This is a genomic window from Variovorax xiamenensis (assembly GCF_050916385.1).
Classification (GTDB): Bacteria; Pseudomonadota; Gammaproteobacteria; order Burkholderiales; family Burkholderiaceae_C; genus Variovorax.
The window spans coordinates 4,508,114-4,528,677 of the sequence record NZ_CP139038.1 but is presented as its reverse complement, the minus strand read 5'-3'; the positions used below and the strand labels follow the sequence as shown (position 1 = coordinate 4,528,677).

The window sequence follows — 20,564 nt, the reverse complement described above, 5'->3', positions numbered from 1 at the left end:
GCGACACATGTGGTTTCAGCCCCTTGCAGGATCGGCGCTGGGCCACGCGAGGCGCCTGAATTCCGCGCGCAGGGCGGAAAGCGAGTCGGGCGTGGCCGGCGCGTAGCGTTGCGCCTCGAGCTTGAGCAGCCAGTCGCGCACGGCCTGTGCCGCTGGGCCGAAGCGTGCATCGGCCTCCTGCGCCATCTGGCGCGGCGGCGTGGTGTCGGACAGTTTCAGGCCGGCCTTGGCAAGCCGGGCGCGCGCCTGGCCCAGCAGGCGCAGCCACGGGTCGTGCCGGCTGCGCTCCCACAGCGTCCAGCCGGCGCCGGCCAGGCTGGCGGCCACCAGCAGGTAGAGAAGCACATAGGCCAGGTCTTCGAGGCTGGGCGCCTCGAAGCCGATGTTCTTCAGCAGGTTGAGTTGGCGGCTCTGCGTGTAGTTGAGCACCCACTGGTTCCAGCCGTTGTTCACGGCCTCCCAGGCGGCGCGCAGGTTCTGCGCGAGCGTGGGGCTCATCGAGCCGATGGCGCCCGCGATCAGGCCGGGCTGCGGGGTCAGGCGCTGGAACTGGCCGATGCGCCCCGGCGCGACGGAACCGGTGGGGTCCACGCGCATCCAGCCGGTGCCTTCCTGCCAGACCTCGGCCCAGGCGTGGGCGTCGCTCTGGCGCACGACCCAGTAGTTGTCGACGTTGTTGAGCTCGCCGCCCTGGTAGCCGGTGACGATGCGCGACGGAATGCCCAGGTTGCGCATCAGCACCACGAAGGCCGAAGCGATGTGCTCGCAGAAGCCTTGCTTGCGGTCGAACCAGAACTCGTCGGCCGTGTCGTTGCCGTAGACGCCGGGCTCCAGCGTGTAGGTGTAGCCGCCGGTGCGCAGCCGCCGCAGGGCAGCCTGCACGAAGGCCTGCGTGTCGGCCTGGGCCAGCGCGGGGTCGGCGCGCATCTCGGCGGCGAGCGCGGCGGTGCGCGGGTTGGTGCCCGGCGGCAGCGCGAGGTAGGCCTGCAGCTGGCCGCCGGTGCGCTTGAGCGGGCCGCTCTGGAACTGCGTGTAGCTCTCGGCGCTGTAGCGCACGAGGTCGTTGATCGGGCGGCTGGCGAACCACTGCAGGTCGGGTGTGCCGCTGACCTCGAAGCCGGGCACCTCGGGCGGGCGCTGCGCGACGTCGAGGGTCAGCAGCCAGGGGCGGTTGCTGGCTTCGAGCGTGACCTCGTAGCGCACGGGCGAGCCGCTCACGCGCAGGTTGGACGCCCACTGCGAGCCGCGCGCCCACGAGGGCAGGGTGGTCCACTCGCGGCCGTCGAACTGCGCCAGCACCGGTCCGCGGAAGTAGAGCTGGCTCTGCGGCGGTGCCTGGCCGTCCTCGAACTTGATGCGCGCGGCGATGCGGTCGTCGAGCGCCAGCTCGGCAATCGTGCCCACGCGCATGCTGTTCGACAGGCCGCTGCGTCCCATCATGGCGTCGCTGGGCGTGCCCCAGAGCGGCGCGAAGCGCGGGAACAGCAGGAACAGCGCGAGCATGATCGGCGCGCCCGCCAGCGCCATCCAGCCGGCGGTGCGCGCGGCCTGCATCAGCGGCGGCCGGCCTACCGGCATGTGGGCGTTGACCAGCGCCGTCAGCAGGCCCAGCAGCGCCAGCAGCATGGTGAAGGCCGTCAGCAGCGACTGCGAATAGAAGAAGTTCGTGAGCATCGCGAAGAAGCCCAGGAAGAAGATGACGAAGGCGTCGCGCCGCGCGCGCAGCTCCAGCGTCTTGAGCGCGAGCAGGCTCACGATCAGCGTGACGCCCGCGTCGCGGCCCAGCAGCGTGCGGTGGGTGGCGTAGGTGGCGCCCAGTATCAGCGCCAGCAGCGCGAGGCGCCACCACCGGCTGGGAAGCGGCCGCGCCTGCACGGCCAGCGAGGCGCGCCACAGCAGCACCATCGCGGTGAGGGCCGAGCACCACCACGGCAGGTTTTCGATCTGCGGCAGCAGGATCAGGCCGATCACGCAGAGAAGGAAAAGCGTGTCCCGCGCGTCGCGGGGCAGGGCGGCGAGTTCGCGCATCACTCGGTTCATGCGGCGCTCCCGTTCAACAAAGGGCCAGGGCCTCGAGGCAGGCCCGGCGGTGGGCCTCGCCCTGGGAGGGCTTCACGACGCGGCCGGCCACCCGCAGGCCGTAGTCGACGCCCAGCCGGTCGGCCATCAGCACCCAGGCGCACAGGCGCGAGAGGCGGCCTTCGGTATCCGCTAGGCCGGCGGCCTGCGCGTCGAGCCAGAGCTCTTCGCGCTGGGCCTGCTGGGTGTCGCGGCTGACGAGGTCTTCCGAGCCGGTCGCCTGCGCGCGAGCGGCCTTCTTCCAGACCACGAGCTTCAATGGATCGCCGCGGCGGTAGGCACGCACGCCGTCGTATTCGCCGGCGCTGTGGGCACGCATCGAGGCGGTCAGCGCGGCCGGCCCGGAAAGGGGCTCGCCCGGCGGCAGCGGCGGCGGATGGGCCTCGGGCGTCGGGTAGACCAGCATCTGCGCGGCCGGCCGCCAGACCGTCCACACGCGGAAAGTGCCGAGCGGGAAGCGCGTTTCTGCCGTGAGCGGCGGCACCGGGTGCAATCCGCGCCGCTCGGGCTGAAAGGCGATCTCGACGGTGGATGTGCCTTCGGCCGGCACGTCGGTCCAGGCCCACTGCCCGCTGCCGCGCACCGCCATGCCGATGCCGTAGCGCACCCGGCGCCTGGTGTTGTGCAGCACCACCCGGAAGACGGCGGCGGCGCCCGCGTAATGCGCCTCGGGCTGCACCATGTGCATCGCCAGCCCGCGCAGCGTGCCATGGCACACGTGCATGCCCACGGCCACGCTGCCGGCGAGCAGGAAGGTGAGCAGGTAGCCCAGGTTGAGCTGGTAGTTGATCGAGGCGATCAGCAGCACCAGCAGCGTCGCGCCCAGCGTCCATCCGGCACGCGTGGGCAGGATGTAGACGTTGCGCTGGGTGAGCTCCAGCGTGTCGGACGGGGGCCGGCGCGACAGGAACCAGCCGTCGATGCGCGAGCGGATGACGCCGACAGGGCTCACGGCAATGGCACGGCGGCGATCATCGCTCGCACCTGCTCGACAGCGCCGCGGCCGGCGTCGCCCACGGGCGTGAGGCGGTGCGCGATCGTTTGCGGCAGCACGGCCTGCACGTCGTCGGGCGCGACGTAGTTGCGGTTGGCCAGCAGCGCCTGCGCCTTGGCGGCGCGCAGCACCGCGATGCCGGCGCGCGGCGACAGGCCCTGCAGGAACCATCGGCCCGAGCGTGTGGCTGCGATCAGGTCCTGCACGTAGTTGAGCAGCGGATCGGCCGCGTGCACCTGCTGCACGCGCTGCTGCAGCGCGGTCAGCTCGCCGGCGGTCAGCATGGCGGGCAGGGTGGCGAGCATTTCGCGGCGGTCGACGCCAGCGAGCAGCTGGCGCTCGGCGGCGCGGTCGGGGTAGCCGAGCGAGATGCGCATCAGGAAGCGGTCGAGCTGCGACTCGGGCAGGGCGAAGGTGCCGAGCTGGTCCTGCGGGTTCTGGGTGGCGATCACGAAGAAGGGCGTGGGCAGGGGGCGGGTCTCGCCCTCGACGGTGACCTGCTTTTCTTCCATGGCCTCGAGCAGCGCGCTCTGGGTCTTGGGGCTGGCGCGGTTGATTTCGTCGGCCAGCAGCACCTGCGCGAAGATCGGCCCGGGGTGGAAGGTGAAGGCCTGCTGGCCCCGGTCGTAGATCGCCACGCCCGAGAGGTCGCCCGGCATCAGGTCGGCGGTGAACTGCACGCGGGAGAACTGCAGCCCGAAGGTGTGCGAGAGCGCGTGGGCGAGGGTGGTCTTGCCGACGCCCGGCACGTCCTCGATCAGCAGGTGGCCGCCCGCCAGCAGGCAGGCCACGCAGTCGCGAACCTGGGCCTCTTTGCCCACGATCACCGTGTTAAGCTGAGTTAACAAAGTGGCTAGCTTTGCGGCAACGTCCATATTTGTATCCATATGCAAACGATACCGTAAGACCCGCCGGCCCCATGCTGCGTGAGGTCTAGACGTGGCGACAGAGACACATGGGCAAGACAGGCTACTTCACACACCGGGACTTCTGGAAGCACGACATGGGCGGAGGGCATCCCGAGTGCCCCGGCCGGCTGGATGCCATCGAGGACCGCCTCCTGCTCACCGGCGTGGGCGACGCGCTGGAGCACCGGGAGGTGCCGCTGGCCACGCTGGAGCAGCTCACCCGGGCGCACAGCACGGAGCACGTCGAGTACCTGGAGTCGCTGCACCAGCGCCTGGTGGCCGACGAGCCCGCCGGCGGCCCCGATCATGCGCAGGTCGACCCCGACACCACGCTCACCCGCTACACCCTGCTGGCTGCTCGCCGTGCCGCCGGCGCTGCGATTGCCGCCACCGACGCGGTGATCGCCGGCGACCTGGAAAACGCCTTTTGCTCGGTGCGCCCGCCCGGCCACCATGCCTGCCGGGAGCAGGCGATGGGCTTCTGCTTCTTCAACAACGTGGCCATTGCCGCGCGGCATGCCATCGAGGCGCACGGCATCGAGCGCGTGGCCATCGTCGATTTCGACGTGCACCACGGCAACGGCACCGAGGACATTCTTTCGAACGATCCGCGCGTGCTGATGGTGGGCTTCTTCCAGCATCCGTTCTACCCGTACAGCGGCACGAACCACCCGGCGTCGAACATGCTCAACCTGCCGATCCCGGCTTACACCCGAGGCATGGACGTGCGCGAGATGATCGAGGCGACCTGGATGCCGCGGCTGGAGGAGTTCAAGCCGCAGATGATCTTCGTCAGCGCCGGCTTCGACGCGCACCGCGAGGACGACCTGGGCCAGCTGGGCCTCAACGAGAACGACTTCGCCTGGATCACGGGCCGCATACACGATGTTGCGAGGCGCCATTCGAAGGGCCGTATCGTCTCGATGCTCGAGGGCGGCTACAACCTCGACGCGCTGGCACGCAGCGTGGAAGCCCACATCCGCGTGCTGGCCTCCCTGTGACGCCGCCGGCGCGACCGGCGTCCATGTCCCGTCTCAACCGATAGATGAATTTCAACGATTTCCTCCAACGACTGAACCAGGTCGACGCGCGCGGCCTGGGCATCGAGCTGATCGCGCTGGTGGCCTGCGTGGCGCTGGCCTGGGCGATCTGCAAATGGTTCGGTCGCGACCAGCCCAAGGATTCCATCTGGTTCGGCGAGAGCACCTTCGACGGGCTGCTGTTCCCGCTGCTGGCGCTGGTGTTCACCGACCTCGCGCGGCGCGCGGCGCTCGATTTCCAGACGGTGCTGGTGCTGCGCATCGCGGTGCCTGTGTTCCTGTCGCTGGCCGTCATCCGGCTGTTCGCGCGGGTGCTCAGGGCGGTGTTCCCGGCCTCCAATCTCGTCAGGCTGATCGAGCGCACGATCTCGTGGCTGGCCTGGATCGCGGCGGTGCTCTGGATCGTGGGGCTGCTGCCGCCGGTGCTGGCCGAGCTCGACGACATCACGCTGGCCTTCGGTAAGACGCGGGTGAGCCTGCAGACCATCTTCCAGGGCGTGCTGTCGGCGGGCGTGGTGCTGATGATCTCGCTGTGGATCTCCAGCACCATCGAGAAACGCATCCTGCGCGAGGCGGTTTCCGACCTGTCGATGCGCAAGGTGGCATCGAACGCGGTGCGCGCCTTCCTGCTGCTGGTAGGCCTGCTGTTTGCGCTTTCGGCGGTGGGTGTGGACCTGACGGCCCTCTCGGTGCTGGGCGGCGCGCTCGGCGTGGGCCTGGGTTTCGGCCTGCAGAAGCTGGCGGCCAACTACGTGAGCGGCTTCGTGATCCTGCTGGAGCGCTCGATCCGCATCGGCGACAACGTCAAGGTCGACACCTTCGAGGGCCGCATCACCGACATCAAGACCCGCTACACGCTCATTCGCGCGGGCAACGGGCGCGAGGCCATCGTGCCGAACGAGTCGCTGATCACCAGCCGGGTGGAAAACCTCTCGCTGGCCGACCGCAAGTTCAACATCACGACCACCATCGTGGTCGGCTACGAGAGCGACGTGGCGCAGGTCCAGTCCATCCTGTGCGAGGCGGCCAAGGCCCAGCCGCGCGTGATGACCGACCCGGCGCCGGTGGCCTTCCTCATGAACTTCGCGCCCGACGGGCTGGAGTTCACGCTCAACTTCTGGGTGGCCGACCCGGACAAGGGCAAGGACAACCTGCGCTCGGCGATCAACATCGCGATCCTCGACGGGTTGCGCGGCGCGGGCATCGATATTCCCTATCCGCAGCGCGTGGTGCGTGTGGAGTCTTTACCGGCTGGAGTGGTTCAGGCACCCGACGCTGCTTTATAATCACGAAAAAGCACGATCGTTCTTTTTTTATCGGCGTCCGCGCCGGCAGGAAGAACGGAGAGGCCGCAAAGGTCGCGTCCTAGAATGGCCGGCTGCCCTCGAAGCCCCCTTTTGCAATCCAATGGAGTCAAGTCAATGAAGGTTCTTGTACCTGTCAAACGGGTCGTCGACTACAACGTGAAGGTGCGCGTGAAGAGCGACGGCACCGGAGTGGACATTGCCAACGTCAAGATGAGCATGAACCCCTTCGACGAGATCGCCGTTGAAGAAGCGGTTCGGCTGAAGGAAAAGGGCGTGGTCACCGAGGTGATCGCCGTCTCCTGCGGCGACGCCAAGAGCCAGGAAACCCTGCGCACCGCCATGGCCATCGGCGCCGACCGCGGCATCCTGGTGGAAACCACCGAAGAACTGCAGCCCCTGGCCGTGGCCAAGCTGCTGAAGGCGCTGGTCGACAAGGAACAGCCTTCTCTCGTGATCCTCGGCAAGCAGGCCATCGACGACGATGCCAACCAGACCGGCCAGATGCTGGCTGCGCTGGCCGATCTTCCCCAAGCCACCTTCGCCTCGAAGGTCGAAGTCGCCGGTGACAAGGCCACCGTCACCCGTGAAGTCGACGGCGGACTGGAAACCGTCGCGCTCACGCTGCCCGCGGTCATCACCACCGACCTGCGCCTGAACGAGCCGCGCTACGTGACGCTGCCCAACATCATGAAGGCCAAGAAGAAGCAGCTCGACACGGTCAAGCCCGAAGACCTGGGCGTCGATGTGAAGCCGCGCCTGAAGACGCTGAAGGTCGCTGAGCCGCCCAAGCGCGGTGCCGGCATCAAGGTGCCTGACGTCGCCACCCTGGTGGACAAGCTGAAGAACGAAGCCAAAGTGATCTGAGGAAGAAAACGAACATGACCGCACTCGTCATTGCAGAACACGACCACGCCAGCATCAAGCCGGCCACCCTCAACACCGTGACCGCAGCGCTGGCTTGCGGCGGCGACGTCCACGTGCTGGTGGCTGGCGCCAATGCGGCCGAAGCTGCCAAGGCAGCCGCCCAGATCGCTGGTGTCTCCAAAGTCATCGCAGCCGACAGCCCGAGCCTGGCTGAGAACCTCGCCGAGAACGTCGCAGCCCAGGTGCTGGCCATTGCCGGCAACTACAGCCACATCCTGTTCCCCTCGACCGCCAACGGCAAGAACGTCGCTCCGCGCGTGGCCGCCAAGCTCGACGTGGCGCAGATCAGCGACATCACGGCCGTGGTGAGCGCCGACACCTTCGAGCGTCCGATCTACGCGGGCAATGCGATTGCCACCGTGCAGAGCAGCGACGCGACCAAGGTGATCACCGTTCGCACGACCGGTTTCGATGCAGCAGCCGCCACCGGTGGCAGCGCAGCAGTGGAGAACGCTGCAGGCGTGGCCGACAGCGGCAAGAGCAGCTTCGTGGGCCGCGAAGTCACCAAGAGCGAGCGCCCCGAACTGACGGCCGCCAAGATCATCGTCTCGGGTGGCCGCGCCCTGGGCAGCGCCGAGAAGTTCACCGAAGTGATGGCCCCCCTGGCCGACAAGCTGAACGCCGGCCTCGGTGCCAGCCGTGCAGCCGTCGACGCGGGCTACGCCCCCAACGACTGGCAAGTCGGCCAGACGGGCAAGATCGTCGCTCCGCAGCTGTACATCGCCGCAGGCATCTCGGGTGCAATCCAGCATTTGGCCGGCATGAAGGACTCCAAGGTGATCGTGGCGATCAACAAGGACGAAGAAGCCCCGATCTTCTCGGTGGCCGACTACGGCCTCGTGGCCGACCTGTTCACGGCCGTGCCGGAACTGGTGAAGGCGCTCTGATCGCATCGCTGCACTGAGCCAGAGGGCATCGTTCGCGATGCCCTTTTCGTATCCGCTGTATCTGGAGACATGACATGAGCTACACCGCCCCCATCAAGGACATGCTGTTCGACATCGAACACTTGGCCAACATCGGCGAGATCGCGAAGCTGCCGGGCTTCGAGGACGCCGGCCTCGAAACCGCGCAGGCCGTGCTCGAAGAGTGCGCGCGCTTCAACCAGGACGTGATCGCGCCGCTGAACGTGCCGGGCGACCGCAATCCCTCGTCGTTCAAGGACGGCGCCGTCACCACCACGCCGGGCTTCAAGGAAGCCTTCGCGCAGTACGTGGCGGGCGGGTGGCAGGGGCTGCAGCATCCGGCGGACTTCGGCGGCCAGGGCCTGCCCAAGACCATCGGCGCGGCCTGCGGCGAAATGCTCAACTCGGCCAACATGAGCTTCGCGCTGTGCCCGTTGCTGAGCGACGGCGCCATCGAGGCGCTGCTCACGGCCGGCTCCGACGAGCTCAAGGCCACCTATCTCGAGAAAATCGTGAGCGGCCAGTGGACCGGCACGATGAACCTCACCGAGCCGCAGGCCGGCAGCGACCTCGCCATGGTGCGCAGCCGCGCGGAGCCGCAGCCCGATGGCACCTACAAGGTGTTCGGCACCAAGATCTTCATCACCTACGGTGAGCACGACATGGCCGAGAACATCGTGCACCTCGTGCTGGCTCGTGTCGCCGGTGCGCCGGAAGGCGTGAAGGGCATCAGCCTGTTCGTCGTGCCGAAGTTCCTCGTGAACAAGGACGGCTCGCTCGGTGAGCGCAACGACGTGCACTGCGTGAGCATCGAGCACAAGATGGGCATCAAGGCCTCGCCGACGGCCGTGCTGCAGTACGGCGACCATGGCGGCGCCATCGGCTATCTGGTGGGCCAGGAAAACCGTGGCCTCGAGTACATGTTCATCATGATGAACTCGGCCCGCTACGCCGTGGGCATGCAGGGCATCGCGATCGCCGAGCGTGCCTATCAGCACGCGGTGGCCTATGCCAAGGAGCGTGTGCAGAGCCGCCCGGTGGATGGCTCCATCAACACCAGCGCGCCGATCATTCATCACCCCGACGTCAAGCGCATGCTGATGACGATGCGCGCCTACACCGAGGGGTGCCGCGCGATGTCGAGCGTGGCCGCGGCCGCCTACGACGCCGCGCATCATCATCCCGACGCGGACGCGCGCAAGCAGAACCAGGCCTTCTACGAGTTCATGGTGCCGCTGGTGAAGGGCTACAGCACCGAGATGAGCCTGGAAGTGGCTTCGCTCGGCGTGCAGGTGCACGGCGGCATGGGCTTCATCGAGGAGACCGGCGCGGCGCAGTACTACCGCGACGCCAAGATCCTGACGATCTACGAAGGCACCACCGCCATCCAGGCCAACGACCTCGTGGGCCGCAAGACGGCGCGCGACGGCGGCCAGACTGCAAAGGCGATTGCCGCGCAGATCGAGAAGACCGAGGCCGAGCTGGCCAAGAGCGACAACGCCGCTGCCGCGGCCGTGCTCAAGCGCCTGAAGGCCGCGCGCGTTGCCTTCGTCGAGGTGGTCGATTTCGTGGCGGGCCAGACCAAGGCCTCGCCCAACGCGGTGTTCGCGGGCAGCGTGCCCTACCTGATGCTCGCTGGCAACCTGGTGGCCGGCTGGCAGCTGGCGCGCTCGCTGATCATTGCGCAGGACCTCGCTTCGCGCAGCTTCGACACCGACTTCATGCTGGCCAAGATCGCCACCGCGCGCTTCTATGCCGAGCACATCCTCAACAAGGTGCCGGGCATCCGCGACAGCATCGTCGACGGCGCCGAGAGCGTGACCGCGCTGGCGCTCGAGGCGTTCTGACCGCCTGCTGATGCAGCGCCGCTGTCGCCCATCTGACGGGCGATGGCGGCCTCTCTCTCTTACTCTTACAAGACCGAATTCATTCCCGGAGACGACATGTCCAAGCTGCCCCCCGTCCTCGCGAACCTGCCGCTGCCGATCATCGGCTCGCCGCTGTTCATCATCAGCAACCCCAAGCTCGTGATTGCGCAATGCAAGGCGGGCGTGGTCGGCTCGATGCCGGCGCTCAACGCGCGCCCCGCCGCGCAACTCGAGGACTGGCTCGCCGAGATCACAGAGGAGCTCGCGGCCTACAACAAGGCCAACCCGGACAAGCCCGCGGCACCGTTTGCCATCAACCAGATCGTGCACAAGAGCAACGACCGGCTCGAGCACGACATGGAGATGGTCGTGAAGTACAAGGTGCCGATCGTCATCACCTCGCTGGGCGCGCGCACCGACGTGAACGACGCCGTGCACAGCTACGGCGGCGTGACGCTGCACGACATCATCAACAACAAGTTCGCGCAGAAGGCGATCGAGAAGGGCGCCGACGGCATCATCGCCGTGGCGGCCGGTGCCGGCGGCCATGCGGGCACGAAGAGCCCGTTCGCGCTGGTGCAGGAAATCCGCCAGTGGTTCGACGGCCCCATCGCGCTGTCGGGCTCCATCGCCACCGGCGGCGCGGTGCTGGCGGCGCAGGCCATGGGCGCCGACTTCGCCTACATCGGCACCGCCTTCATCGCGACCGAGGAAGCGCGCGCGAGCGACGACTACAAGCAGGCCATCGTCGACGGCACCTCCGACGACATCGTCTATTCGAGCCTCTTCACCGGCGTGCACGGCAACTACCTGGCGCCCAGCATCATCAAGGCCGGCATGGACCCGGCCAACCTGCCCGAAGGCGACGTGAAGACCATGAACTTCGGCGGCGGCGAAGGCAGCAAGGCCAAGGCCTGGAAGGACATCTGGGGCTCGGGCCAGGGCATCGGCGCCGTAACCGAAGTGGCCACGGCCGGCGCCTTCATCGAGAAGCTCAAGCGCGAATACCAGGAGGCAAGGCAGCGGCTCGCGCTGTGACCTCGATAACGAACGGCGCCGCGCCTGTTGCAGGCGCGCCGCCGTCGTCCGCGGGGCGCATGCCGCTGCTCGATGCGGCGAAGGGCATCGCCTGCGCGGTGATCGTCGGACATCATCTCTCGCGCTACGGCCCGATGCCGGCTGGCGCGTATGCGCTCGCGCCCGATTTCTTCGCCTGGCTGGCCGATGAAGGCCGGCTGGCGGTGCAGGTGTTCCTGGTGATCGCGGGCTTCCTGGCGGCCGCGAGCCTCGCGCCCGACGGCACGCTGCGGGTGGAACGGCCGGTGGTGCGCATCCTGCAGCGCTACGGCCGGCTCATCATGCCGTACCTCGCCGCGCTTACCGTGTGCGTGCTGGTCGCCGCGGTCGTGCGTCCATGGCTCGATGAAGAGGTGGTACCGGCGTCGCCGACCTTCGGGCAATTGATTGCCCACGGCCTGCTGCTGCAGGACCTGCTGGGCTACGAGTCGCTCTCCACGGGCGTCTGGTACGTGGCGATCGATTTCCAGCTCTTTGCGTTGGCGTTGCTGCTGGTGGGCCTGCCCTCGATGCTGCAGCGTGCCGGCGGCTCCGTGCCGCAGGGCCTGCGGGCACGCTGGCTGCCCGTGGCGCTGGTGTTCGGCCTGGCGGTGGCTTCGCTCGCGCTTTTCAATCGCAACGCGGGGCTGGACGACACGGCCTTCTATTTCTTCGGCACCTATGGTCTGGGCATGCTGGTGTTCTGGATCGGTCGAGCGACGCGATACAGCACGTGGCAGAGCGCGATCGCGCTGCTGGCGCTGGTGGGGGCGGGCGCGCTGGCCATCGACTGGCGCAGCCGCATCGCCACGGCGTTGGTCACGGCGCTGCTGATTGCCGTCGCGCAACGGCGGAACTGGCTGTCGCCGAAGCACTGGCCCATGGTGGCCATGCCACTTGTGCGGCTGGGGCGCATGTCGTACTCGCTGTTCCTCATCCACTTTCCGGTGCTGCTCGCAATGAACGCGGCAGTTGCGAACGCCGGGCCTCACGGCTCGTGGTTTGACGCGTGCGGTCTCGTCGTGACCTTCGGTCTTTCGGTGGTCGCGGCGGCACTGCTGTACCGCTGGGTGGAAGCGCGCCCGGCCTCCTGGCGGGCGGTGTTCACGCTGTTCGCCGCGCTGCTGGTCAGCGGAATAGTCGTTTCTCATTAAAGGACGGGCGCGCCGGCGCAGGCGCACCGCCCAAATCTTCCTGAACCGGTTGCGTTCGAGCGCCGCAGCGTGCAGTCTGCGGGCTCGTCAGTTGCTCCCATCTCCGGTATGATTGTGGAAATTTCAGTAAATACTGAAAATTCACGAAACTAAGGAATGACCAAGCACTCGCCATCCCGATCGCCGCTGCGGGCTTTCGCGTCGCCTGACGTCGGCGGGGTGGTGCAGGGCGCCGCCGCGCTGTTCTGGCTGCCGCAGGCGGCGTTGCTGGCGATGGCGGTGCAGGGCCTGGCTTCGGGGGGCGGCTTCGCTGCCGTGATCTGGCCTGCCGGTGCGATCCTGCTGCTCGGCTTGCTGAGGGCCTCCTGCGAGGCCTGGGGCGCTCGCCGGACTTTCACCCGTGCACGCGCACAACTCACCGCGCTGCGTGCTCAAACCGCCGCCGCGCTGGCCAGCGGTTCCCCTCTCGACCGCAGCCGCGCACCTTCCGGGCTGGCGGCCAGCGTGCTCGCCGAGCAGGCCGAGGCACTGGTGCCGTATCTCGTGCGCTACCAGCCGGCTCGCTGGCGCGCGACGGTGGTGCCGATCTTCATCCTGTGCGCGGTGGCTGCCTTCTCGTGGGTTGCCGCGCTGGTGCTGCTGGTCGCGGCGCCACTCATTCCGATCTTCATGGCCATCGTCGGCTGGCGCGCCAAGGCAGCTAGCGAAGCGCAGATGGTGGAACTCGGCGGCATGAACGCCTTCCTGCTCGACCGGCTCCGTGGATTGGCAACGCTGCGCTCGCTCGGTGCGGTGGATATCACCGCCCGTCGCCTTGGCGATGCGGCTCAATCCCTGCGCCGCCGCACGATGGCAGTGCTGCGCATCGCATTCCTGTCCTCGGCCGTGCTCGAGCTTTTCTCCGCGCTGGGCGTGGCGATGGTCGCTGCCTACGTCGGCTTCCACCTGCTCGGCTCTCTCGGCTTCGGCACTTGGGGCCGGACTCTGAGCCTGGGCGAGGGCTTGTTCGTGCTCCTGCTGGCGCCCGCATTCTTCGAGCCTCTGCGCGAGCTGTCGATGGTCTGGCACGACCGGGCCGCCGGCGAGGCCGCGCTGGAGGCCATCGACCGGTTGCAGCGCACCGACTTGCCGCTGCCCGAAGCGAACGCATCGCTGACACGCGCCACCTCGAATGCTCACCCCGGCGCTCCGGCAGTCACCATCCACAACCTGCATTTCTCCTGGCCCGGCGAGCAGCAGGAGGTGTTCGACGGCTACGAACTTCGCATCGCCCCCGGCGAGCACATCGCGCTGACGGGCCCCAGCGGCAGTGGCAAGACCGCCATGCTGTCGATGCTCGCCGGCCTGGTGCCCGCGACACGGGGCGAGATCTCCGTCGGCGGCGTGACGCTCACCGGGCACACGGTGGCCGCGCTGCGCCAGCGCATGGGCTGGATGGGACAGGCGCCGCACGTCTTCGCCGGTTCGGTCGAAGCCAATGTGGCGCTAGGGCGTCCGGATACCGACACCCAATGCGTCGCCGAAGCCATGCGCTTCGCATCGCTCGAAGCCGTGGCGCAGGCACACCCCGTCACCTCGCTGGGCGAGGGCGGGCAGGGCCTGTCCGGCGGAGAAGCGGTGCGCCTTGCGCTCGCACGCATCGCTATCCATCCACATGCCGACCTGCTGCTGGTCGACGAGCCCACCGCGCACCTCGATACCGAAACAGCCGAACGGGTGATCGAAGCACTGATCGCGCTGGCCCAGGGCAAGACGCTCATCGTCGCAACGCACGACCCGATGCTGGCCGCGCGCATGGACTGCACGGTGAGCCTCGGCAGCACCGAAGCCATGGAGAAGGCCGCATGAGGAAGTCGACCGTCGCTACGAACTGGCGCGACCTGCGTCTCGTGCTACGCCCCTTCTTCGCCGCGCAGCCGCGCCCGCTGCTGCTGGGTTGCCTGCTCGCAGCGATCACGGTACTCGCGGGAATGGCCCTGCTGGGCCTCTCCGGCTGGTTCATCACGGCGACCGCGCTGGCGGGCCTGCATGCTGCCACCGCCTTCACCTTCGACGTGTTCATGCCGTCCGCCGGCATCCGCCTGCTCGCGCTCGGCCGCACCGCATCGCGCTATGGCGAGCGGCTGGTGACGCACGACGCCACCTTCGCCGTGCTAGCCGAGCTTCGCGTTCGCCTGTTCCGCGGCTGGGCCAGGGCCGAGGCGGCGCGCCTGCTGCTGATGCGCCCGTCGCGCTTGCTGTTTCGCCTGACCGCGGACATCGACGCGCTCGAATCGCTCTATCTCCGCCTGCTCGTGCCGGCAGCCGCCGCGTTGGGTGCGGCTTTGCTCGCCGGCACGGTGCTCGGTTTCATGCACGTGGCCATGGGCCTCGTGCTGGCGCTCTGGCTCGTGATCGCCGGCTGGGGCATCGCATTCCTCGTTGCAAGCCACGCACGCAGGCCGGCGGTGCGGCGCGCACATGCCATCGAGACGCTGCGCGCACGTGCCGTCGACCTGGTGGCAGGGCAGACCGACCTGGTGATGGCCGGCCGCATCGACGCGCAACGCGAGGCCCTGATGAGCGCCGACATGCAACTCGCCAAGGCCGACCTCGCGCTGAACAAGCTCGAAGCCGCGGCCGGCTTCGCCTACGGCAGCGCGGGCACGCTGACCCTCGTCGGTGTGCTGCTCGCCGTCGGCCTGCTGGTGAGCGAGGGCGTCATCGGCGCGCCTGCCGCGGCGCTGGCGTTGCTGGTAGCGCTCACCGCGACGGAGCCCTTCGCAGCCTTACGCCGTGGCGCGCTGGATGCTGGCCGCACCTGGCTGGCGGTGCGGCGCCTCGCACCGCGCATGGAAGCTGCCGACGACGAGCCCACCGCAACGACAAGCACCCCCGATGCCGGATTCGCATTGCAGCTGAAGCAAGTCGGCGTGGCCCACGAAGGCAGCCGCGCTCCAGTCCTGAGCGAGGTCTCTCTGGCACTCAACGCAGGCGAACGCGTTGCCCTGATCGGCGCCAGCGGGGCAGGAAAGTCCACGCTGCTCGCCACCATCGCCGGCGAGATCACGCCCCGCGCCGGCACCGTCCTCGCGCAGCCCGCCTGCCTGCTGACGCAACGCGCCGAACTCTTCCAGGACAGCCTGCGCGACAACCTCCGCCTCGCAGCCCCCGAAGCCACCGACGACCGACTGCACACAGTGCTGCAAGCCGCGGGACTGGAAGACGAGGTGCGTGCCCTGAGCACCGGCCTCGACACCCGGCTCGGCGAAGGCGGCCTGGGCCTCTCCGGCGGCCAGTCGCGCCGCCTCGCGCTGGCCCGCCTGCTGCTGCGAGACGTGCCGCTCTGGCTGCTCGACGAACCCACCGAGGCGCTCGATGCCGCCACCGCGCACGACGTGCTGCAGCGCCTCGCCCGGCACGCCGGCGCTCGCACCCTCCTGATCGCTACTCACCTGCGCCGCGAGGCCGCGCTTGCCGACCGCCTCGTGTGCATGAGCCAGGGCCGCATCGTCGCCGACCTGCGGCGCGGCAGCGAAGCATTCGACGCCGCGCTGCGCAGCCTGCGGCCCGACTGAACCGGAAAGCCAGCCAACAGGGAACACAAGGAAAGAAGGAAGAACCCCATCATGGACTTAGACATCGTCGCGCTGTCGCGCCTGCAGTTCGCCGTCACGGCGCTGTACCACTTCCTATTCGTGCCATTGACGCTCGGACTGTCGATCATCATCGCCATCATGGAGACGGTCTACGTGATGACCGGGCGCGTGATCTGGCGGGACATGACCAAGTTCTGGGGCGTGCTCTTCGGCATCAACTTCGCGATGGGCGTCGCCACCGGCATCGTGATGGAGTTCCAGTTCGGCATGAACTGGAGCTACTACAGCCACTACGTCGGCGACATCTTCGGCGCACCGCTGGCCATCGAGGGGCTGATGGCCTTCTTCATGGAAGCCACCTTCGTCGGGCTGTTCTTCTTCGGCTGGGACAAGCTCTCCAAGGTGGGCCACCTGATCTCCACCTGGGCCGTGGCCATCGGCTCCAACTTCTCGGCGCTGTGGATTCTCATCGCCAACGGCTGGATGCAGAACCCGGTGGGCGCGGCCTTCAATCCGCAGACCATGCGCATGGAAGTCACCGACTTCGCAGCGGTGCTGACCAACCCGGTGGCGCAGGCCAAGTTCGTGCACACGGTGTCGGCGGGCTATGTCTGTGCCGCGGTGTTCGTGCTCGGCGTGTCGGCCTGGTACGTGCTCAAGGGCCGTCACCTTGAACTCGCCAAGCGCTCGATGACGGTCGCGGCTTCGTTCGGCCTGGCCGCCGCGCTCTCGGTGGCAGTGCTCGGCGACGAGAGCGGCTATCTCTCGGGCGAACACCAGAAGATGAAGCTCGCCGCTATCGAAGCCATGTGGGAGACGCAACCCGCGCCCGCCGCCTTCACCGTCGTCGGCTTCCCCGACCAGGAGGCGCGCGAGACGCACTACGCGATCCACATCCCGGCAGTGATGGGCCTGATCGGCACGCGCTCTCTCAATACGGTGATGCCCGGCATCGATGAACTTGTGAAGCGCGCCGAGGCCCGTATCCGCGAAGGCCTGAAGGCCTACGACGCGCTGCAGAAGATCCGCGAGGCCGGCGGCCCCGACAAGGTGACGCAGGGCGTGCGCGGCGACTTCGAGGACAACGGCATCAACATGGGCTACGCGCTGCTGCTCAAGCGCTACGTGGACGATCCGCGCAAGGCCACCGACGAGCAGATCGCCAAGGCTGCGTGGGACACCGTGCCGCAGGTGGCGCCGCTCTTCTGGCTGTTCCGCGTGATGGTGGGCATCGGCGTGCTGCTGATCGTGCTGACAGGCACCTTCTTCGTGCTCTCCGCGCGCCGCAAGCTCGACAGCCACCGCTGGCTGCTGAAGCTCGCCGTGTTCGCGATCCCGCTGCCGTGGATCGCCATCGAGTCGGGCTGGCTGGTGGCCGAGTTCGGACGCCAGCCGTGGGTGATCGAAGGCGTGCTGCCGACCGCGGTGGCCGTGTCGAACCTCGGCGTGAAGACGCTGCTGCTCACGCTCGCGGGCTTCATCGCGATCTACACCGCGCTACTGGTCATCGAGATGAAGCTGATGCTCAAGGCCATCCGCAAGGGCCCCCAGGCCGAGCATGCGCCCGACGAGGGCGACACGCTCTCGCACGTTCCGCCGGCCCACGCGGGCGCGGCCATTCCTTCGCCTTCCACCGGGAGCGCAGCATGATCCTGCACACACTTCTCGACTACGACACCCTGCGCTTCATCTGGTGGCTGCTGATCGGCGTGCTGCTGGTGGGCTTCGCCGTGACCGACGGCTTCGACCTGGGCAGCGGCATGCTGCTGCCCTTTGCCGCGCGCAACGACATCGAGCGCCGCGTCGTCATCAACAGCGTGGGCCCGGTGTGGGAGGGCAACCAGGTGTGGCTGATCCTCGGTGGTGGCGCGATCTTCGCGGCCTGGCCGCAGCTCTACGCCGTGTCGTTCTCGGGCTTCTACCTGGCGATGTTCGTGATTCTCACGGCGCTGATCCTGCGGCCCGTGGCCTTCAAGTTCCGCAGCAAGCGCGAGTCGCCGCAATGGCGCGCGCGCTGGGACTGGGTGCTGTTCTTCAGCGGCTTCGTGCCCGCGCTGATCTGCGGCGTGGCCGTGGGCAACGTGCTGCAGGGCGTGCCGTTCCGCTTCAACCCCGACATGCACATCTTCTACGACGGCAGCTTCTTCGGCCTGCTGAATCCGTTCGCCATCCTGTGCGGGCTGGTGTCGGTGGCGATGCTGGTGATGCATGGCGCCGCATGGCTGCTGCTGAAGACAGCCGGGCCGGTGGCCGAGCGTGCGCGCACCTACGGCATGGTCGCCGCCGTGCTCACCGTGGCGCTCTATGCGCTGGCCGGCGTGCTGCTGGCGACGAGCATCGGCGGGTTTCGCATCAGCAGCGTGATCGATGCGACGGGGCCGTCGAACCCGATGCTGAAGACCGTGGAGCTGCATGCCGGCGCATGGACCGCCAACTACGCGGCGCACCCATGGACGCTGGCGGCTCCCGCGGCCGGCTTCGTCGGCGCGCTCGGTGCGCTGCTCGGGCTCGCGCTGCGCCGTCCGGTGTTCGCGCTGCTGACGGCCGCGTTGGGCATCGCCGGAATCATCCTCAGCGTGGGCGCCTCGATGTTCCCGTTCATCCTGCCGTCGTCCATCGACCCGCGCGCCAGCCTCACGGTGTGGGATTCGTCCTCGAGCCACCTCACGCTGTTCATCATGCTGGTGGTCACGGCCGTCTTCATCCCGCTGATCGTGGCCTACACGAGTTGGGTCTACAAGGTGCTGTGGGGCAAGGTCGACGAGCAGGCCATCCGCGACGAGAGCGGTCACGCCTACTGACAAGCAAAGGAGGAATTAAAGATGTGGTACTTCGCCTGGATCCTCGGCCTGCCGCTGGCGGCCGCATTCGCCGTGCTCAACGCCATGTGGTACGAGCTCATGGACGACGAGGCCGTCCGCAAGGCCAAGCTCGGGACGCCCGAGCCGTCATCGGGGCAGGAGCGGCTTTAGTCCCAGAAGAGGGCCGCCCGATCTACTCGGCGGCCTTCTTCTTCGACGCCGTGCCGCCCGTGATGCGGTCCTTGAGCGTCAGCACCTTCGTCACGGTCGCGCCCATGCCCATGAGCTTCATGGCCGTCTCGGGCGCGAGCCGCTGCACGTCGTCGAACCATTTCATGAGCCGGTCGATCAGGTCGTGCATCTCGCGCATGCGCTCCTGTGCGTGGCGCTCGGCGTCGCTCGTGGGCGATTCGAGCAGGGCGTTGCGCAGCATCGAGAGCGTGGGTTCGATCTCGCGGCGGCGGCGCTCCTCGGCCAGAACGCGGAAGATTTCCCAGACGTCGGAAGGCGCCTCGAAGTATTCGCGCCGGTCGCCGGGGTGATGCCGCAGGTGCACCAGCCGCCAGGCCTGCAGTTCCTTCAGGCCCATGCTGACGTTGGAGCGCGAGAACTCGAGCATTTCGGCGATCTCGTCGGCGTTGAGCGCGCGTTCCGAGAGAAAGATCAGCGCATAGATCTGCCCGACCGTGCGGTTGATGCCCCACTTGCTGCCCATCTCGCCGAAATGGGCGACGAACTGGCGGTTGAGGGGAGGGAGATCGGAAGAGGTGGCCATGCGCCGGATTGTCGCGCGGATGGCTGTAATTCCGGAAAGTCCTGAAAACTCAATCCGGCTGCTGGCGTCGCCGGTACGAGCCCGGCGCGCCGCCGGTCCATGCCTTGAAGGCCCGCTGGAAGGCCGCGCTGTCGGCGAAACCCAGCTCCTCGGCCAGCGCCGCGAGCGGCACGGTGCTGGTGTTGAGCCGCACGATGGCAAGGTCGCGCCGCAGCTGGTCCTTCAACGCCTGGAACGAGGTGCCTTCCGTTGCAAGATGCCGCTGCAGCGTGCTGACCGACATGTGCAGCACGCCCGCAGTGGTCGCCAGGTCGGCCCAGGCCGGGCGGTGCTGCTGCAGCACCGCGCGCACCCGGGCGCTCACGGCCTGCTCGGCCAGCCGGGGCAGGATCACGTTGGCGGGCGAGGCCGCGAGGAAGGTGCTCATCTCCTGCGCGTCGCGGTGCACCGGCGTGTCGAGCGCGCTGGCATCGAACCACACGGCCGACAGCGGCTGGTCGAACTGCAGCGGGCCCGGGAACACCTTGGCGTAACCGTCGGCATAGGGCGGCGGCTCGAAGCCGAAGTCGAAGCGCCGGGCCACCAGCCGGCCGCCGTGCAGCCAGGCGAAGAGCCGCCAGTACACCCGCAGCATCAGCTCGTGCAGGAAGTTCTGGTGCCTGGGCGGCTGGACGTTCAGCTGCAGCCCGAAGCCGGCGAGGGCGCCCTCGCGCAGCAGCACCAGCGAGAGATCGTCCTGCAGCAGGCTGAAGGTGCGGGCCACGCGGCGCAGCGCCACCTCGAAGGTGCGCGCGCCCAGCGTGGAGCGCGTCATCAGCGCGAAGCTGCCGCAGCGCAGGCGCCGGGTGAGAAAGCCCAGCGCCTCGTCGTCCATGCGCTCCATCAGCAGGGCGAAGAGGGCCACGTACTGCTCGGCCGTGACCCGGGCGCCGGCTTCGTCGAGAAGCGCAGGGGCGATGCCGGCGTCTTCCAGCGCCTTGTCGACGTCGACCAGCGCCTCGCCCGGCCGCGCGCGGATGCCCGACAGCATGCCGAGGACGAAGGCGATCGGGATGGTGACGGGCGGCTGCAGCATGTCTCTGTCGATTGACCTTTTCTGCCATGCGATCGAAGCGAAGTGCAATCGCCGGGCGGCGGCTGGATTTCTACCATGCGTCTGCACAAGAACGAGACGG

Annotated in this window: 17 protein-coding genes; 12 read left to right on the top strand and 5 right to left on the bottom strand. The window is 68.1% G+C overall.

Annotated features, from left to right (window positions below):
- Positions 1–15: 15 nt before the first annotated feature.
- From SFB74_RS20650 to SFB74_RS20640, 3 genes are read right to left on the bottom strand one after another with little or no spacing between them, the layout of a single operon-like run.
- Positions 16–2,040 carry a transglutaminaseTgpA domain-containing protein gene (locus SFB74_RS20650; RefSeq protein WP_432726153.1) on the bottom strand — a complete coding sequence of 675 codons (2,025 nt, stop codon included), beginning with the start codon at positions 2,038–2,040 and terminating at the stop codon, positions 16–18.
- A gap of 13 nt (positions 2,041–2,053) precedes the next feature.
- Entirely contained in the window at positions 2,054–3,031 is a 978-nt protein-coding gene (locus tag SFB74_RS20645; protein ID WP_432726152.1) for a DUF58 domain-containing protein, read from the bottom strand.
- Positions 3,028–3,948 (bottom strand): AAA family ATPase, encoded by a 921-nt coding sequence (locus SFB74_RS20640; protein WP_093203005.1) that lies wholly within the window; start codon positions 3,946–3,948, stop codon positions 3,028–3,030. Before SFB74_RS20640 ends, SFB74_RS20645 begins: the two co-directional genes overlap by 4 nt.
- An 80-nt stretch (positions 3,949–4,028) precedes the next feature.
- Between SFB74_RS20640 and SFB74_RS20635 the strand changes: the two genes are divergently transcribed.
- The 12 genes from SFB74_RS20635 (at position 4,029) to cydX (ending at position 18,785) form a co-directional block, all read left to right on the top strand.
- A complete protein-coding gene (locus tag SFB74_RS20635) occupies positions 4,029–4,982 on the top strand; it encodes a histone deacetylase family protein (RefSeq protein ID WP_432726151.1) in 954 nt (317 codons plus the stop codon).
- A gap of 44 nt (positions 4,983–5,026) precedes the next feature.
- Positions 5,027–6,307 (top strand): mechanosensitive ion channel family protein, encoded by a 1,281-nt coding sequence (locus SFB74_RS20630; protein ID WP_432726150.1) that lies wholly within the window; start codon positions 5,027–5,029, stop codon positions 6,305–6,307.
- A gap of 135 nt (positions 6,308–6,442) precedes the next feature.
- The gene (locus SFB74_RS20625; protein WP_432726149.1) at positions 6,443–7,192 is read left to right on the top strand and encodes an electron transfer flavoprotein subunit beta/FixA family protein; all 750 of its coding nucleotides are present in this window, start codon (positions 6,443–6,445) and stop codon (positions 7,190–7,192) included.
- A 14-nt stretch (positions 7,193–7,206) separates the two neighbouring features.
- Positions 7,207–8,139: an electron transfer flavoprotein subunit alpha/FixB family protein gene (locus SFB74_RS20620; protein ID WP_093210121.1), complete on the top strand. Its 933-nt coding sequence runs from the start codon at positions 7,207–7,209 to the stop codon at positions 8,137–8,139.
- A 74-nt stretch (positions 8,140–8,213) separates the two neighbouring features.
- Positions 8,214–10,004 carry an acyl-CoA dehydrogenase gene (locus SFB74_RS20615; protein ID WP_432726148.1) on the top strand — a complete coding sequence of 597 codons (1,791 nt, stop codon included), beginning with the start codon at positions 8,214–8,216 and terminating at the stop codon, positions 10,002–10,004.
- A gap of 96 nt (positions 10,005–10,100) precedes the next feature.
- Complete coding sequence (locus SFB74_RS20610) at positions 10,101–11,063, top strand: NAD(P)H-dependent flavin oxidoreductase (protein WP_432726146.1); 963 nt, start codon at positions 10,101–10,103, stop codon at positions 11,061–11,063.
- Between the two features lie 59 nt (positions 11,064–11,122).
- The gene (locus SFB74_RS20605; RefSeq protein WP_432731971.1) at positions 11,123–12,235 is read left to right on the top strand and encodes an acyltransferase family protein; all 1,113 of its coding nucleotides are present in this window, start codon (positions 11,123–11,125) and stop codon (positions 12,233–12,235) included.
- A 156-nt stretch (positions 12,236–12,391) separates the two neighbouring features.
- Entirely contained in the window at positions 12,392–14,083 is a 1,692-nt protein-coding gene (cydD, locus tag SFB74_RS20600; RefSeq protein ID WP_432726145.1) for a thiol reductant ABC exporter subunit CydD, read from the top strand.
- Entirely contained in the window at positions 14,080–15,792 is a 1,713-nt protein-coding gene (gene cydC / locus SFB74_RS20595) for a thiol reductant ABC exporter subunit CydC (protein WP_432726144.1), read from the top strand. Before cydD ends, cydC begins: the two co-directional genes overlap by 4 nt.
- Before the next feature lie 51 nt (positions 15,793–15,843).
- Positions 15,844–17,463 carry a cytochrome ubiquinol oxidase subunit I gene (locus tag SFB74_RS20590; RefSeq protein WP_432726143.1) on the top strand — a complete coding sequence of 540 codons (1,620 nt, stop codon included), beginning with the start codon at positions 15,844–15,846 and terminating at the stop codon, positions 17,461–17,463.
- Positions 17,460–18,614, top strand: coding sequence for a cytochrome d ubiquinol oxidase subunit II (gene cydB, locus SFB74_RS20585; RefSeq protein WP_432726142.1), 1,155 nt, complete (start codon positions 17,460–17,462; stop codon positions 18,612–18,614). Before SFB74_RS20590 ends, cydB begins: the two co-directional genes overlap by 4 nt.
- A 21-nt stretch (positions 18,615–18,635) precedes the next feature.
- A complete protein-coding gene (cydX, locus tag SFB74_RS20580; RefSeq protein ID WP_093201312.1) occupies positions 18,636–18,785 on the top strand; it encodes a cytochrome bd-I oxidase subunit CydX in 150 nt (49 codons plus the stop codon).
- Between the two features lie 22 nt (positions 18,786–18,807).
- Here the strand turns inward: cydX and SFB74_RS20575 are convergent, their stop codons facing one another.
- Positions 18,808–19,389, bottom strand: coding sequence for a GbsR/MarR family transcriptional regulator (locus SFB74_RS20575; protein WP_432726140.1), 582 nt, complete (start codon positions 19,387–19,389; stop codon positions 18,808–18,810).
- A 49-nt stretch (positions 19,390–19,438) separates the two neighbouring features.
- Complete coding sequence (locus SFB74_RS20570) at positions 19,439–20,464, bottom strand: AraC family transcriptional regulator (RefSeq protein WP_432726139.1); 1,026 nt, start codon at positions 20,462–20,464, stop codon at positions 19,439–19,441.
- Positions 20,465–20,564: the final 100 nt, after the last annotated feature.